The following is a 16,222-nucleotide window of genomic DNA, read 5'->3' on the forward strand; positions in this document are numbered from 1 at the left end:
CGGTCAATCCAATGCGTGATCGAGAAAGTCGTTCGACTGTCGACGGAGCCGATCGACCCGGTCGAGTATCCGGGAATCCAACGGTTCGCTCAGGCAGACGTCGTAGGTGGTCGCCGTCGTATCTTCCGATAGTAGACGCTTTTCTCCGCCGATCATGGCCATCAAGTTTTCGATCTTGGTGGACCGGTACGGGGAGCGCTCGGAGACGAAAGGTTTGGCATAGCGGAGGGCAAAAATACAGCCGTGGAAGAAGTTGGTCGCTACCGCTTCCGCACGGGCCATGGCATGGGCGAAATCCTGCGGACCGGCGGTGATCCATTGCTGATCGGCCCAGTCGTTCCGATAGCCCAGGCTGACCATCGGATAGCCGTGCGATCTGGCCCAGCGCCTAACATTTCGGCCGAATGCCTCGGAGAAATTGTGCCCATAGACCGCTACGAAAGGCCGATCCGGCCCGCGCCAGATTCCTTCCGGTCTCGGCATGAACTGAAGACAGGGGTCGAGCACCAATTCCGGTTCGAAGCCGAGCGCGTTTTGAATAATGGCGCGGGAGTTGTCGTCGCGAACCGAAATCGCCTCGAACCTGCGCAGTCGATCCGCCCAAGCCGGTTCGAGTTCTTGCGAAGCGTCGTAATTGCCGAAACTGGCGCCATAGGAAACCAGCCGTGCCCCGATGCCGGCGCCGAAGAACAGTGGACATCCGCCATACCAGGGGTGTCTCAGATTCCACACTTCGTCGCTGCCGACGATCACCCGATCGAAGCTTTCCAGATTGCTCGCATGTTCGAGGTTGAAGCGCGGCGAACGCGGCAGCTTGGAAATGGCACGGAGAAACTTGAGGAGCTTCAAGCCGTAGAGCAGGTAGTCCATGCTTGGAACCGACGTCGGCAGGACAGGGCGGAGTGCGCACGTCCATTCGGCGCGTTTGATCCGCCAGGCATCGTGATCCAGGATCACGGCCTCGTGCCCGCGCGAGCGTAGTTCCTCCACCAGGCAACGCGCTTGCCAGTAGCTGCCGTAATTGATGCAGCGGTGAAAGGTCAGGATTCCCATCCTTGGCTTAGGATTCCCCATAGCGTTCCGTTCCTGCTTTAACGATTAGATGGCGCGCGAAAAGCGACGTGCGGCACGGTCCAAGAAAATATGATCGTTTATGGCGACCCAAGCTACGAAGAGCCTGTTACCGCCACACTCGGCCGGGTTCGGCAATGGGCCGAGCGTGCGAGCGGCCATGCGCCGGATCGAACGGATTCGTCGGCAAAGGATTGCCGACCTACCGATCGATGCCGCCGAGTAGGTCGGGAATCCTTTCCCGACGCAATGGATGGGCAAGCGGATACGGCGCCACAGTATGCGGCGGGCGAAGGACGGGACGCCCGCCGAAGGCTGCTGATCGACGCGGGACAACTGGAGCAAGCCCTGGCCGACCGGGTGGAAAACGACACGCTCGTAGAACGCATCATGAGCGTCACCGATCTCGCCGCCGACGCGTTTCTCCACGATTCCGATCTCGGGCCACTCCAAGAAGCGCTCGCCCAACTCGAACTGCCGGCGGACTTGACGGTGCGCGTCAAAGTGCCGGAAGGATTTGCATTCTACGCGCTCTATCCGGAGCAATACGCCCAAGCCGCGAGATTATGGGTTCGCAATCATGCGGATTCCGATTCGCGGCGGGCGGTGGTGGTCGGCATTCGCAGCATCGGGACCAGTCTTTCGGCGGTGGTGGCGCGGGAGCTGGCTCAAGCCGGATGGAACGTGCGACGGCTGACGGTCAGGCCGTCGGGGCACCCGTATGCGCGGCGCGCGGCGATTCCTCGCGAGGCGGTTCAAGGAGCGGTTTTCGGATTGGTCGTCGACGAAGGACCCGGGCTATCCGGCTCGTCGATGGCGGCCGCGGCTCAAGCGCTGGTCGAAGCGGGACTCGATCGATCCGGAATCGGCTTTTTTCCGGGACATGACCGCGGCCCCGGAAACGCCGGAACCGAAGACGTGCGGAGGTGGTGGAGCGATACGCCGAGGTATGTCGTCGGGCCGAGCGAAATGGCTTGGCAGGGCCGGCCGCTAGCGGAAGAGCTGGCATATCGCAGCGGCCCGGCCGTTCGGGTGGACGATCTGAGCGGCGGGATGTGGCGGCATGCCGTCTATCGGCATGAGCAGGAATGGCCGGCGGCGTTCGTCGCATTCGAGCGGGCCAAATATCGGGTGGTGCGGCGTGACGGCTCGTCGGTGCTGTGGAAATTCGAAGGACTGGCCGGCGGGGTGGAGGCGGTCAGGGATAGCATGGCATGGCTGGCTCAACGCGGATGGACCCTGGCTCCTCTGGATTCCGCCCACGGTTTCGTGGCGAGGCTCTGGATCGAAGGCAAGCCGCTTCAAATAGATCAATGCAATACCGCTGTTCTGGATCGAATCGGGCGCTACATCGTCGATGCGGCCGGTACCGCGCTTTCGATTTCCGAGCAAAGGACATCGCTGGAGCGGCTCAAAGAGATGTTGTACTGGAACACTCGGGAAAGTCTGGGAGAGGCCTTGGCAACGCGTACGCTACGGTGGAACGGGTTGGTCCCGGAGCATCCATGGCCAGCCTACGGCGATGGGCGGCTGGCACCCGAGGAGTGGATACGCTCGATCGACGGGAGGCTGATCAAGGTCGATTGCGCCGGGCATTCGACGGATCATACGGTAATCGGACGTCAGCCCCTGATTTGGGACTTGGCGGGCGCGACGGTCGAATGGCGGCTCGATAGCGAAACCGTCCGGCCTTTGCTGAGTGCGTTCGCCGATGCGGGCGGCGAGTTGCCTACACCGGGGACGCTGGCCTTTTACTGCGCGGCCTATGCCGCGTTTCGCTTGGGACAGTGCGCGATCTGCGCCGGCATGAGCGATCCGAGCGAGCAGCGGCGGCTCCTTCGCGCCGGCGATTTCTACGAGTCGCAACTGTTTCGAATTCTCGCTTAGTAAGGCATGGGTAATTCGCTGCCCGTATTGTTGACGCAAAGCACCCACGGGCCATGGTCGAAGATGGCGACGATGCTGACCGAGGCCAGTCCGATCTCGATGCGGCTGAAAAGATCCAAAGGCACGCCCAGAAAATAGGCGAGAGCGGCTTTGATCACGTCGCCGTGGCTCACCAGGGCGATGCAGTCGTCCGGGTGTTTTTCGCGCAGGCGGAGCATTTCGCCGACGATGCGGGCTTGCGTCTCGACCATCGCTTCGCCGTTGGGGACGCGTGTCCCGCTGCGAAAACTATTCCATCGGCCAAAGGTTTCCAGACGGCGGAGATCTTCGAGCTTCCTTCCGGTCCAGTCGCCGAGATCGATCTCGTGGAGGGTTTCGAGGGGTTGAACCGGCAGGCCGAGCCGTTCGGACAAGAATTCGGCCGTCTCGCGGGTTCGGTCGGCCGGGCTCGAATAAAGAGCCGCAACCGGCAGACGGGCGACCCGTTCTGCCATGTCGTTGGCCTGATTCCGGCCAAGTTCACTGAGGTGCACGCCCGGCGCTCGGCCGGCGATGGTGTCGCCGCCCAAGAGATGCGCACCGTGGCGAATCAGCAGAAACGTGGTCATCACGCGTAGCGCCGGGTCATTTCGACGCAGAATTCGGCGAATTCCTCCACGCGTTGCGGCGGGCTGGTGTGGTGGGCGTTGATGCCGCGGTGCTCGGGGGTGAAGCAGTAGGTTACGGTTACCCGGAAGGGTTCGAGCGCCCGCATCTGCCGGTCGAACCAATCGAGTGCGTTCGGCCGAAAACGGTCGGCCCAGCTCAGGCCGGTACGGAGATAGGTGACGCCCAAATCTTTCATGATTCGCACCGCATCGTCGAGCCGGTGGTCCTCGAAATGAAACCACTGGCACAGGCCCATTTCCGGCGCATACTCGTAGAAATGCCGAAAAGCGCGTTTGGGCATGCCGTCTTCCCGCAGCAGGCCCATGTAGAAATGGCGGTAATAGGACGAGCCTTCGGCCTCGCGGTGACGGGTCGTGGCGGGCCAGGCTCTGGGCAGGTCGTAAAGGCTGTACCAGTGAATCCGCGGCGCTTGCTCCAGCAGCAGTTCCGCGGTTCGCTTGAGCCCGAATTCCTGTACTTCCTCGGCGCCGAAGCTGGAGACGCCGACCTCGGAAATCCAGATGGGCTTGTCGTCGACGACGCTGTGAATTTCGTTCAGCTTGTCGGGCCATTCGTGAATCTGCCAGTGGTTCCAGTCCAGCGGAAACCCGTGGACGGCCACGGCATCCATGCGCGGAATGACGCCGTAGTTTTTCATCCGTTCCATGAACAAGGGATCGATGGGAGAGATGCCCCCGAGGACGACCGGGAGTTTCGGATGTTCCTCGTGCAGGGCATCGGCCGTGAGATTCACCATTTCGGCGAAAAGACTCCAGTCCTGGTCGATCTCGAAATCCCAGTGGGATTTATTGTTGGGTTCGTTCCAGAGCATCACTGCTTCGATCATGATTTCCCTCCGCAAAGCTGTAGCGGGTCGCAAAAGCCTCGTTCCTTTTGGGGTGTCGCAAACGGTCGTCTTGGGAGCGCTAGGGCGAGCCTTCCCGACGCCATCGGTCGGCCAAGTGGAGCCGTCGGCGAGGGATTGCCGCCCTGCAACCGTGCCACTGTGTAGGTCGGGAATCCTTTCCAATCGCAAACGGCCTGGCCGGGAGCGCCGGCCAGCCCCTTCCCGACGCAATGCCCCATCCAGCGGATTCATCCGCCAGGGACGGCCGACCGACGATTTTTCGCCGGCGACTTTTCGTAGGCTCGAAAGGTATACCGTTCCCGGCAAACCGCCAATGCTTATTCCGGCCTACGGTTTTCTCCCGCGACAGGGATAGACCGCCCGATGATCCCAGTCTTCCAGGTTCAGTTCGGTCCTGCGGCAGACGTAGACCTCCTCCTCCGGACGGTCGAGGATATCGAAGCCCGCGCTGCGCAGCATCGCTTCGGTGCCGGCGCGGTTGGGAATCCACCAGTTGGTGGGATCGCCGGAATAGCGGTGTTCTATGAAATGCATCCTGGGAAAACCTGGCCGGTCGAAGACATCCCGTTCCTCGAAGCCGTAGTCCCGTCCTACCGCCTCGATCTCCGGGCTGCCGCGCTGCATGGACTGGAACAGCAGCAGGTCGCGGGCGACGTGTTCGTGGATCAGGTCCAGCGCCAGCAAGGGGTGGCGCAGGTGATAGAACACGCCCATGAAGATCACCAGACCGAAGGTTTCGCCGAGGTCGGCGATGTCGTAGACGGACAGCCGGCGAAATTCGATGTCGAGCCCTTTGACCTCGGCCGCGAAGCGGGCCTGGGCCAGATAAGCCTCGTCCGAGTCGATGCCGACGACCCGCTCGGCACCGCGCTTTTTCATCTCGATGGCGTAGAAACCCGCGTTGCAGCCGATGTCGAGCACCGATCGGCCGCTCAAATCGGCGGGAAGCGCGTCGGCGAATTGCCGCCACTTGACGGCGGGATAATCTCCGAGGAAATGATCGGGAGCGGTATGTACGCCGTCGAGGTCGAGATTGTGGAACCATTCGCCGAGCTCGCGGACGCGCCGCTCGATGCGGTCGCGGGTCCAGACGGTGGTCCCGTCCGTTTCGGTGGGTTCGATCATGGCGACTCCGTCAACGCGGCGCCTTGCCGCGTATGAATGCCTCCGTACGGGCACGGGCTTCGGCATCGGTGAACTGTTCGGGCGGGGATTTCATGAACCAGGCGGCCGGTCCGATCAGCGCTCCGCCGATGCCCCGATCGAGCGCCAGCTTGACGCAGCGCACCGCATCGATGACCACGCCGGCGGAGTTGGGCGAATCCCAGACTTCCAGCTTGAGTTCGCCGTGCAGCGGCACGTTGCCGAAGGTCGTGCCTTCCAGCCGGATGTAGCAGAACTTGCGGTCGGTGAGCCAGGGCACGTAGTCGCTGGGGCCGACGTGGGCCTCGGCGTCGGACAGGGCATGGTCGAGCTGGCTGGTCACGGCGCGGGTCTTGGAGAGCTTCTTGGACTCCAGCCGTTCCCGTTCGAGCATATTCAAAAAGTCCGTGTTGCCGCCGAAATTGAGCTGATAGGTGCGGTCCAGCCGGACGCCGCGCTCGCGGAAGAGATTCGCCAGCACCCGGTGGACGATGGTGGCGCCCACCTGCGATTTGATGTCGTCGCCGATGAGAGGAAGGTTTTTTTCCTCGAAACGCTTGCGCCAGCGGAGGTTCGAGGCGATGAACACGGGAATGCAGTTGACCATGCCGCAGTCCGCTTCGAGAGCCTGCTCGGCATAGAACTCGGTAGCCTTTTGGGCGCCGACGGGAAGATAGGAGACGACCACGTCGGTGGCGGTATCGCGGAGCACCTGGGCAATATCTGAGGGCGGATCGGGCGATTCCTCGATGACTTCCCGGAGATACTTGCCGAGGCCGTCGAGCGTGATGCCGCGGCGGACTTCGACGCCGATTTCGGGAACTTCGCAGAACCGGTATGTGTTGTTCGGCTCCGCGAAAATGGCTTCGGACAGGTCCTTGCCGACCTTGCTCACATTGATGTCGAAGGCGGCGGAAAACTCGATATCGGAAATGTGATAGCCGCCGAGGTTGACGTGCATCAGGCCAGGGACGGCATCGCCGTTCTTCGCCTTGCGGTAGAACTCGACGCCCTGGACCAGCGAGGATGCACAATTGCCTACGCCAACGATGGCGATCCTTACCTTCTTGCGATGCATACTCTCTCCTTGAGCATGTCTGGCGGATCGGGAGCGGCCTACGAGACCGTCCGGTTATGGCCGCGGTTTCCTCCCTGGAATAGGCGCAGGGACGGCATTCATTGCCGGAAGCGCCGGAGGAAAGTAGATCCCGGTTCGAATATATTTTTCGAGATTAATTTTTGCAAGAAGTTTCGCGGTATGCGGCGGGTTTCACTCCGTTAACCCGCCCTACGAGCTGGGTAGGGCGGGTTAGGCCGACAGGCCGTAACCCGCCGTACGCCGCGAAAAGGCGGGTTACGCGAGTACGCTAACCCGCCCTACAACCTTCGTCGGGAACGGATTCCCGACCTACTCGAGGTTCGGAACGAAACCGTGCCTCAGCGTGTTCTCGCTCACCACCCGAGTCCACAGAAACTGCTTGAGATAATCGGGGCCGCCGGCCTGTACGCCGGTTCCCGAAAGCCGGGTGCCGCCGAAGGGCTGCGCGCCGACCCGGGCGCCGGTGGTGCGGCGGTTGAGATACAAATTGCCGACGCGATACCGTTCCCGCGCGAGATCGAGATGTTCCGGAAGGCGCGAAAAAACGCCGCCGGTCAGAGCGTAGTCCGATTCCAGCGCCAGCGTGAGCGCGGCCTCGAAGGTGGGCGCGCGCAGCACGGCCAGCACGGGGCCGAAGATTTCCTCCCGCGCTAAACGGTGATGGGACTCGATGCCGGTGATTATGGCGGGCGGACAATAGAAACCGTCCGCGGGAACGCGTCCGAGATAATGAAGGCGACCCTCGGTCCGGCCGAGCTCGATATAGCTCATGGCCTTCTGCTGCGCATCGCGGGTGATCATCGGTCCGAAAAGAAATGCCGGATCTTCGGGCGGACCGTAGTCGTAGCTGTCGAGGGTTTCCGTCAGCCGTTTCACCAGCCGGTCGTGAACCCGGCCGACGGCGATGAGACGGGAGCAGGCCGAGCATTTCTGGCCCTGGTAGCCGAACGCGGAGTACAGGGTTTGGGCGACCGCTTCGTCCAGATCGGCGTCCTCGTCGACGATGATCGCGTTCTTGCCGCCCATTTCGCAGACCACCTGCTTGATGTACCGTTGCTCCGGCGCGAGCGTGTGCGCCTCCCGAAGAATCTCCAGGCCCACCGTCTTGGAGCCGGTAAATGCAATGACATGCACGTCCGGATGCTTGACCAGATACCGCCCGACCGTTGCGCCGCTCCCCGGCAGGAGCTGGCACACGCCGGGCGGAAAACCGGCCTGGTCGAGGACGGACTTGAATCCGTGGGCGACGAGATTGGCGGGTGTCGCCGGCTTCACGATAGCGGTATTGCCGGCGACCAGCGCCGCCGCGGTCATGCCGGTGAGAATCGCCAGAGGGAAATTCCAGGGCGGAATCACGGCGGCGACGCCGCGCGGCTCGTAGCGAAGATGATTCGGCTCGCCGGGAAAGCAGCGGGTGGGCCGCCAACCGGCCAGTTGCTCCATCCGGTAGGGGTAATAGCGCAAGTAGTCGACGGCTTCCGCCACGTCCGCGTCGGCCTCGCGCCAATTCTTTCCCGTTTCCAGAACCTGCCAGGCGGCCAGTTCGCCGCGGCGAGCGTCCATGATGTCCGCCGCCCGCCGGCACAGCGCGACCCGAGCGGCGGCGGGCGTGTCGCGCCAGCCGGGGAATGCGCGGTACGCATTGCGGACGGCGCGCTCGGCATGGGTGACATCGGCAACCGCCACATGTCCCAGAATCTCGGACGGTCGCGCCGGATTTCTCGATACTTCCAGCTCCGCGCCCTGCGGCGGAACGCCGGCCATGTCCAGCGGGTAGGTCGCGCCCAGTTTCGTACGCACCGCCGCCAGCGACCTTCGGAATTCCTGGCGAACCCGGTCGTGGCTGAAGTCCTTTAACGGGGCATTGAGAAAGGCGGGAGAAAGTGTTTCGGTTCCGGGTTCGTGCGGGTCGGGCGCCGCCAGAAGGTCGTCCAAATCGGCGCCTTCGACATAGGTTTGCCGCAGAATGGACGTGTTGGCGGTATTTTCCATCAAGCGCCGGATCAGATAGGCGATGCCCGGAATCAGCTCTCCCGTGGGGAGATAAACCCGGAGCGCGATGTCGGATGCGGCGACGGCGTGGCGCAAGGGCTCGGCCATGCCGTACAGCATCTGGACCTCCCAGTCGGCCGTGGAAAGACCTTGCCGGGACGCCGACGCGATGGAGTAGGCGAGACTCCGAAGATTATGGCTGCCCACGGCGGGATAGACAGCATCTGCATGCCGGAACAAGAGATCGAGCAGCGATTCGAACTGGGCGTCGGTAGCCGATTTGTCGAGAAACACCGGCACCGGCCAGTTGCGCTGCTCGGCGAGCGCAACTTCCGTGTCCCAGTACGCGCCTTTGACCAGACGCACGGAAATCCGGCGTTTTTCCCGCTCCGCCCAGTCGATCAGTTCTCGGAGATCGTCCGCGGTCTCCGGAAGATAAGCTTGCAGCGCGATGCCGGGATGCCAGCCGTCATCTCCCTCGCTTTCGACCAGGTCGCGGAACAGGCGGAGCGTCAAGGACTTGAGTTCGTAATGCTCCATGTCCACCGTCATGCCGGCTCCAAGTTCGCGAAGCTTGGCCACCAAGGGCTCCAGCCGGGCGAATACCCGGCGGCGCACGCCGGCGTAGTCGAGCGGATCGAAGTGGGCGGTCAGAGCCGAGAGCTTGACGGAGATATGAATCGGCGGATGTCCGAGCGGCAAGCGGTTCGCCGCCAGAAGGTCCAGCAGCGACAAGTATCGGCCCAGATAAATATCGCATTCCCTTTCGCTCAAGGCAGCTTCGCCCACGGCGTCGACGGTAACGGCCGCGGGTATCCGGGAGATGGTATCCAGCGCTCGGTTCAGGCGATCTTCTTGCTCCTCGACAACGAATTGACGCGCAAGGCGCGACACGGCGCGGCGCAGTGCAAAACCGCTGAAGGAATGGCCCCCCAGCTTGAACATGCGGCCCCACAGTCCCCGAAGCCGATCGGCATGAGGCGCCAGATAGTTCTGAAAATGGCGGGCCAGTTCCCGATCGGTTTCCAGTACCGGCAACACGTCGACGAATTGGAACAGCGCGGCGCGTAAGCCTTCGTCATGCATGGCCCGCATCAACACGCGCCCTCTCAGGCCCCGCGGGTCGAATAAGGACGGCGGCGACTCTCCGGCCAAACGGTAAAGGTTTTCGCCGATGTCGCGGACCCTTCGCTCGAAAGCCGTGTCGTTCATGACCCTACCTCAGAGTTGCCCAACGAATTCGGACCTCACCCGCGATGATAGTTCCATGGCGGAAGCCGCAGCGGGCGTCTCCGACAAGGAACAGAGTGCAGCAAATCGTCTCTAAGGGGAAGTGGCATGAGTGTGATAGATTGGAGGCTATTCCAATGCTTTCCGGATCATCTCTCATGGACGACAAAACCTTAAAACCGATACGACTGATCGGCGTGGCCTTCGACCGCGACGCCGAAACGGGGCCGGAATCCTTGCGCCTTCTGGGCTTGGATCGGAGGCTGAGGAGCCGGGGCGTTCCAGCCAACTGGCAAACGATTCTCCATCCGCACCGAATACTGGACAAGGTGCCCAAGGTGGCGGATCTCTGCGAACGAGCGGCACAGGAAACCGAGAGCGCCCTGAGAGCCGGCGAATTTTTCGCCGTATTGGGGGATGACCATTCTTGTGCCGTAGGCTCCTGGACTGGTGCGGCGGCGGCTTTGGCCGAACGAGGCCCTTTGGGGCTGATCTGGATCGACGCCCACATGGACAGCCATGTGCCGGAGACGAGCCCCAGCGGCGCATTGCACGGCATGCCTCTCGCGTGCCTCCTCGGTTTCGGCGAACCGTCTCTGGTGAATTTGGGCGGATTCGGCCCGAAGCTGTTTCCCCGGCATGTTTGCCTGATCGGCGTCCATAGCTTCGAGCCGGCCGAGCAAGCTTTGCTGGAAAGGCTCGGCGTCCGGATCTTCTATTTGGGCGAAGTCCTTCGGCGCGGCCTGAACAACGTCATGGAGGAAGCGTTGTCCATCGTCCAATCCGATACGGCCGGCTTCGGCGTCACCCTCGATCTCGACGCCATCGATCCGAAGGACGCGCCTGGGGTCACGACGCCGGTGGCGGGCGGCATTTCCGGCGAGGAAATGATCGGCGCTTTGGCCATGCTCCAGGGCAATCCGGGCTTTCTCGGCATCGAAATCGTGGAATTCGACGCGCCCCGCGATAGGAACCGTGCCACGATCTATCTGGCCAGCGATCTCTTGCTGGCTGCCGTGGTTCCCGAGCGAACCGCGCGAGCGGAAGACGTTCTGAGCATCACCGAACGCTATGGCGCGCACAACTACGACACCTTGCCGGTGGTTTTGACCCGAGGCGAGGGCGTCTACCTTTGGGACGTCGAAGGGAAACGCTATCTGGACATGATGGGCGCCTATTCCGCCGCAAGCCATGGTCATGCCCATCCGCGCCTGGTCCGAACCTTGACCGAGCAGGCGAAGCGGCTGGCCATCACCTCGCGGGCCTTTCACAGCGACCGGCTCGCGCCTTTCCTCAAGAGGGCTTGCGAACTGACCGGACAGGACATGGCGCTGCCGATGAACACCGGCGCCGAAGGCGTGGAGACCGCGCTGAAAGCCGCCCGCAAGTGGGCGTATCAGGTCAAGGGCGTGGCTCCCGACAGCGCCGAAATCATCGCCTGTCGAGGCAATTTCCACGGGCGGACTATCGCGATCGTAGGTCTTTCATCCGAGCCCGGCTACCGCGAAGGCTTCGGGCCGTTTCCGCCGGGCTTGAAACTGATTCCGTACGGCGATTCCGCGGCCTTGGCCGATGCGATTACCGAGAACACGGCGGCGTTTCTGGTCGAGCCGGTCCAGGGAGAGGGCGGCATCGTCGTCCCGCCGGCGGGTTATCTCGCCGAATGCGCCCGGATTTGCCGGGAGCGGAAGGTTTTGCTGCTGTGCGACGAGGTTCAGACGGGGCTTGGCCGAACCGGCAAATTCCTGGCTTCCGAGCATGAAGGCGTGAAACCCGACGGCCTGATCCTCGGCAAGGCGTTGGGAGGCGGTTTGCTGCCGGTGTCGGCATTTCTGGCGAGCCGCGAGGTGATGGGCGTTTTCGGCCCGGGCCATCACGGCAGCACCTTCGGCGGCAATCCTCTGGCTGCGGCGGTCGGGCTGGAGGCGCTCAATGTGATCGTCGAGGAAGGGTTGGCCGAGCGCTCGGACGAGCTCGGCGCCCATTTTCTCGAAGGGCTGCGCGCTTTGAGGAGCCCTCTGATTCGCGAGGTCCGCGGCAAAGGTTTGTTCATTGGTCTGGAACTTAACTCAGGTTTCTCCGGCCGCGAGTTCTGTATGAGGCTGATGGAGCACGGGATTCTGACCCGCGAGACCCATCAAACCGTCATCCGATTCGCACCGCCTCTGGTCATCGAACGCAGGGAAGTCGAGTGGGCGGTGGAGACGCTCGAGACCGTCATTCGAGATCTGGAACGCAATTGTCCCGGCAAGGGGTAAAAGCATGCGGCTCCGGTCTTTGCGCTTTTTCCAATTCCACTTGGAAAACGGTGTTCATGGCCGATCAGTTCAGCGATGTCCACAATGCGGAAGGGCAGGTCAATCCCGATGGAACGCCCAGTCCGAGCGGGCAGTTCGGCAAGATCGAGGACTGCGCCATCGTCAAGCTCGCCACCAGCTATCGGATCAAGCCCTTGAATACCGACGTGTTCGTCAGCGTGAAAAACCTCTTCGACCAGAACTACATCGTGGATCGCACCCGCGGCATATTGCCGGGCTCGCCGAGACTGGTGCAGGCGGGATTCAAACTAGACTTCCGAGCCTTTCCTGACCGCTCTTAGCCGGTTTGACGCCGCACAAGGACGTACGGCGCAAGGTCATTCCTTGACGCTTCCCAGTACCAGTCCTTCGATGTAGTACTTCTGGAGGACGAGAAACAGGATGATCACCGGCAGCACGGTGAGCACCGAGCCGGCCATCATCAGTTCGGCGTCTTGCACGTGTTCGCCGAGCAGGTTGGCGAGAGCGACCGGCAGCGTGTAAAGATCGCTGTCGGTCAGGATGATGAGCGGCCACATGAAGTCGTTCCAGGTGCCCATGAAGGTGAAGATGGCCAGGGTGACCAGGATCGGCTTGCACAGAGGCAGTACCAGGGTCCGGTAAATCCTGAATTCGCCGGCGCCGTCGATGCGGGCGGCATCCAGCAGGCTGTCCGGAATCGACAGCGCATACTGCCGGATCAGAAAAATGCCGAAAATGCTCGCCATGCCGGGTACGATCACGCCGCTGTAAGTATTCACCAGCCCCATCTCTTTAAGCATCAGGAACAAGGGCAGCATGGCGACCTGCGCCGGAATCACCATGGAGGCCAGAAGCAGACGAAACAGGCGGTCGCGTCCCTTGAACCGCAGCTTGGCGAAGGCGTAGCCCGCCATGGAATTGAGCAGCAGGGAGAGCACGGTGACCGATGTGGCGATCAGCGTGCTGTTCAGGAGATAGGCGGCGAGATTCAAGCGGGAGAACAGCATCCGGTAATGTTCCAGCGTCGGCGCTGCCGGCAGCAGCGGAGGCGGGAACCGGTTCGCCTCGGCCGAAGACATCAAGGACACGGAAACCATCCAGAACAGCGGGAACAGAGTCGCGATCACCGCCGCGATCAGCGCGAGGTGAAGCAGCAGTGTCTTGATCGGTTTTTCGGAAAATACGGCCACTGTCAGATTTCCCGTCGCCTCAATCTCAACTGCAACACTGTCCCCGTCAGAATGATGAGAAACAACGTGAAGGCCACCGCCGCCGCGTAGCCGAGATTCCACCAGCGAAAACCTTCCTGGAACATCAGGAGCGCCACGCTCAGGGTGCTGTTGGCGGGACCGCCCTGGGTCATCACGTAAGGTTCGGCGAAAAGCTGGAAGTAGCCGATCATCGTGATGACGGTGACGAAGACGAAGGTCGGCGCCAGCATGGGCAAGGTGATGTGGCGGAATTGGCGCCAGGTGCTCGCGCCGTCGATCACCGCGGCTTCGTACAAACGGACCGGAATGCTTTGCAGCCCGGCGATGAAGATGATCATGTTGAAGCCGAAATTCTTCCAGATCGCCATCAGGATGATGGCCGGCATGGCCCAGTCGGGGTCGCCCAGCCAGTCGACGGTATCGAGCCCGAGCAGTCCGAGCAGATAATTCAAGAAGCCGTAGCGGGGATGGTAGAGATAGCGCCAGACCACGGCTATCGCCACCAGGGTGGTGACGACCGGCAGGAACAGCAGCGAGCGGAACAGTCCCTTGAACCGGACCAGGCGGTGGTTGACCAAGAGCGCCGCGCCCAGCGACACGGCCACCGACAACGGGCCGCCTACAAGCACGAAATACAGGGTGTTCTTGAGCGCGGTCCAGAACAAGGGGTCGCCGAGCAACCGAAGATAGTTGTCGAGCGCCACAAAGCGCAGCCGTTCGTGGTCGCCGAGGGCGTAGATGTCGAAATCGGTAAAGCTGAGCAGCAGCGACGCCGCGACCGGCAGGAAAAAGAAGACGACGATCAGGATCAAGGCCGGCGCAAGGAACCAGAAGGCGGTATTCGCCGGTAACAGCGGGGTTTTCATGGCGCCCGTTTCCGCAACAGCCAGCGACGCTTTTCGAGAATCCGGTCTACGTCCTTGTCCAGGGCAGCTAAGGCTTGCTCCTCGGTCAATTCGCCGCGCACTGCTTTTTCCGTGTGATGGGCGATTTTGCTGGCGATGCGTTCCCATTCGGGAATTTTCGGCGTGGACACCACCCGCTCCAACTGCGTCTTGAAGGCCTGCGTGCGAGCCGCTGTGGCCAGATCGGGGTGCAGCCAGGCGGAGCGGCGGGCGGGGAGGTCGCCGGTCAGACGGTAAAAGGCAAGCTGTTGTTCGGGTTCGGAGAGAAATTCGATCAGCTTCCAGGCTTGATCTTTACGGCTGGAACTTCGGGCGATCGCGAGACTGGCGCCGCCGGCCAGTGAAACGCCGGGATAACTCTCATCGGGAGCCGGCATCGGCGCGGTGGCCCACCGGCCTTGCATGGACTTCGGAAGCCGGTGTTCGAACTCGACGATATTCCAGGGCCCGGTGACATACATCGCGAAATAGCCGCTGGCGAATTCCTGATAAAGATTGGCGATCTGGGCTTCCGATACGGCGGGTGCATACCCCCGGCGGAAGATGTCGAGATAAAAACGAAAAGCCTGGCGAAAGGCATCGCTCCGGAAATTGCCGAACCGGGCCTCGTCGCGGAGCAGTTCTGACCCCATTTGCAGCGCGAGGATCACCGGGACCTGCCATTCGTTCATGGGCAAGAGCAGCGCGTAGCGGTCTCCACCGGGCAACGCCGCGATTGCCGCCATCGCCGCGAGCCATTCGTTCCAGGTCTTGGGCGGCGCCGAAAAACCGGCCTTGACCAGAATATCGGTACGGTAGAAGAGCAGGCGGGTATCGACATACCAAGGCAGACCGTGAAGCCGTCCGTCGATTTCGTTGGTTTCGATGATGCCCTCGAAATAATCCTCCCGTTGTTGGGCCGTCAGCCTATTGTCAAGACTGTCGACGGCTTTCAGAACGACGAATTCCGGAATCCAAGTATTGCCCAACTGAAAGACATCGGGCATCGCGTCGCCCGCATAGGCGGTCAACAGCTTTTCGTGAGCCGCGCTCCAGGGAATTTGCTGAACCTTGACTTGAAGTTCCGGATGGAGCCGCTCGAATTCGGGCATCAGAGACTGAACCACCTCGCCTTCTTGCCCCATGGCCCAGAATTCGAGAACGGTTTTTTCCCTGTCCCCACCGCACGCGCCAAGCAGGGCGGGCATCAGCAAAAAACCGATCAGGCGCACGTAAGGTTTTCCGGCAGGTGTCGAGACACGGTATTCATTGTTTGTTTATTTATCGCGGGAAAACCCCCGGCTCTGCCGCAATGCCATTAAGTTAAGCCGTCATTCCGGCAGGGATTGCCGAAATCCAGTGCACAAGGAAGTGAGAGGCCTTTGCCGTCCTTGGCGTCTGGACCCCGGCATTCCCTGCCGGGGTGACGTCATTCGTCTTAACTTAACGGCAGTGCGGCTCTGTCGGGGGACTCGCAGAGTTTGACATTTCCGGGAGTCAGGTATTGTCCCAATTTCGCTGGGCCGTCATTCCAATCGCAAACGGGCGTTCTGGGAGCGCCAGAACGCCCCTTCCGGCAGGGATTGCTCACCCCGTCCTTGGGGTTCGTCCTTCGGACCGTGCTGCGCACGTCCAAATTTGCTCCGGGCAAATTTGTGCCGGACAAACCGGCAGGACAGCCGGTTTGCACGCATCGCGCCCGAAGGGTGCCGGGCAGGATCGCCCGGCATGAATCCAGTTCACAGGGATTGTGAATGGTCGAAACCATCCGTGGTCACTGGACCCCGGCACTCCAATCGCAAACGGGCCTTTAGTCGCCCCCTCCCTGCCGGGGTGACGACATGGCTTTTGCCCGATGGCGGTCAGGCCCCTTTGAGGGGCCAGCCGTCGAAAGCCACCGGCTTTGCCGG

Annotated in this window: 12 protein-coding genes; 3 read left to right on the forward strand and 9 right to left on the reverse strand. The window is 61.9% G+C overall.

What is annotated here, in order from left to right; genetic code table 11:
• Window positions 1-3 precede the first annotated feature (3 nt).
• Window positions 4-1,074 (reverse strand): polysaccharide pyruvyl transferase family protein, encoded by a 1,071-nt coding sequence (locus B2A78_RS05310; protein ID WP_077728870.1) that lies wholly within the window; start codon window positions 1,072-1,074, stop codon window positions 4-6.
• Between the two features lie 69 nt (window positions 1,075-1,143).
• Between B2A78_RS05310 and B2A78_RS05315 the strand changes: the two genes are divergently transcribed.
• Window positions 1,144-2,958: a hypothetical protein gene (locus B2A78_RS05315; protein ID WP_077728871.1), complete on the forward strand. Its 1,815-nt coding sequence runs from the start codon at window positions 1,144-1,146 to the stop codon at window positions 2,956-2,958.
• On the opposite strand, the gene B2A78_RS25565 is transcribed toward B2A78_RS05315, so the two are convergent.
• The 5 genes from B2A78_RS25565 to B2A78_RS05335 all read right to left on the reverse strand — a co-directional run bounded on the left by B2A78_RS25565 (window position 2,955) and on the right by B2A78_RS05335 (window position 9,920).
• A complete protein-coding gene (locus tag B2A78_RS25565; RefSeq protein ID WP_143735072.1) occupies window positions 2,955-3,566 on the reverse strand; it encodes a histidine phosphatase family protein in 612 nt (203 codons plus the stop codon). The genes B2A78_RS05315 and B2A78_RS25565 overlap by 4 nt on opposite strands.
• Complete coding sequence (locus B2A78_RS25570) at window positions 3,566-4,453, reverse strand: glycosyl hydrolase (protein ID WP_143735073.1); 888 nt, start codon at window positions 4,451-4,453, stop codon at window positions 3,566-3,568. Before B2A78_RS25570 ends, B2A78_RS25565 begins: the two co-directional genes overlap by 1 nt.
• Before the next feature lie 348 nt (window positions 4,454-4,801).
• Window positions 4,802-5,599, reverse strand: coding sequence for a TIGR04290 family methyltransferase (locus B2A78_RS05325; RefSeq protein ID WP_077728872.1), 798 nt, complete (start codon window positions 5,597-5,599; stop codon window positions 4,802-4,804).
• Between the two features lie 10 nt (window positions 5,600-5,609).
• Window positions 5,610-6,695, reverse strand: coding sequence for an inositol-3-phosphate synthase (locus B2A78_RS05330; RefSeq protein WP_077728873.1), 1,086 nt, complete (start codon window positions 6,693-6,695; stop codon window positions 5,610-5,612).
• A gap of 330 nt (window positions 6,696-7,025) precedes the next feature.
• Window positions 7,026-9,920 carry a proline dehydrogenase family protein gene (locus B2A78_RS05335; RefSeq protein ID WP_077728874.1) on the reverse strand — a complete coding sequence of 965 codons (2,895 nt, stop codon included), beginning with the start codon at window positions 9,918-9,920 and terminating at the stop codon, window positions 7,026-7,028.
• 176 nt (window positions 9,921-10,096) lie between these two features.
• Here B2A78_RS05335 and rocD point away from each other — a divergent pair, with 176 nt between their 5' ends.
• Both rocD and B2A78_RS05345 read left to right on the forward strand, forming a co-directional pair.
• Window positions 10,097-12,196 carry an ornithine--oxo-acid transaminase gene (rocD, locus tag B2A78_RS26835; RefSeq protein ID WP_077728875.1) on the forward strand — a complete coding sequence of 700 codons (2,100 nt, stop codon included), beginning with the start codon at window positions 10,097-10,099 and terminating at the stop codon, window positions 12,194-12,196.
• Between the two features lie 56 nt (window positions 12,197-12,252).
• Window positions 12,253-12,537, forward strand: a complete 285-nt coding sequence (locus B2A78_RS05345; protein ID WP_077728876.1) for a hypothetical protein — start codon at window positions 12,253-12,255, stop codon at window positions 12,535-12,537.
• Window positions 12,538-12,573: 36 nt separating this feature from the next.
• Here B2A78_RS05345 and B2A78_RS05350 read toward each other — a convergent pair whose 3' ends face one another.
• Genes B2A78_RS05350 through B2A78_RS05360 form a run of 3 tightly spaced genes read right to left on the reverse strand, consistent with a single transcriptional unit; the run spans window position 12,574 to window position 15,544 of the window.
• Window positions 12,574-13,407, reverse strand: a complete 834-nt coding sequence (locus B2A78_RS05350) for a carbohydrate ABC transporter permease (protein ID WP_240502409.1) — start codon at window positions 13,405-13,407, stop codon at window positions 12,574-12,576.
• Between the two features lie 2 nt (window positions 13,408-13,409).
• On the reverse strand, window positions 13,410-14,294 hold the full coding sequence (locus tag B2A78_RS05355; RefSeq protein ID WP_077728877.1) for a sugar ABC transporter permease: 885 nt from the start codon (window positions 14,292-14,294) through the stop codon (window positions 13,410-13,412).
• Window positions 14,291-15,544 carry a sugar ABC transporter substrate-binding protein gene (locus B2A78_RS05360; protein ID WP_205780678.1) on the reverse strand — a complete coding sequence of 418 codons (1,254 nt, stop codon included), beginning with the start codon at window positions 15,542-15,544 and terminating at the stop codon, window positions 14,291-14,293. Before B2A78_RS05360 ends, B2A78_RS05355 begins: the two co-directional genes overlap by 4 nt.
• Window positions 15,545-16,222: the final 678 nt, after the last annotated feature.

Source organism: Methylocaldum sp. 14B (assembly GCF_002005105.1).
Classification (GTDB): Bacteria; Pseudomonadota; Gammaproteobacteria; order Methylococcales; family Methylococcaceae; genus Methylocaldum.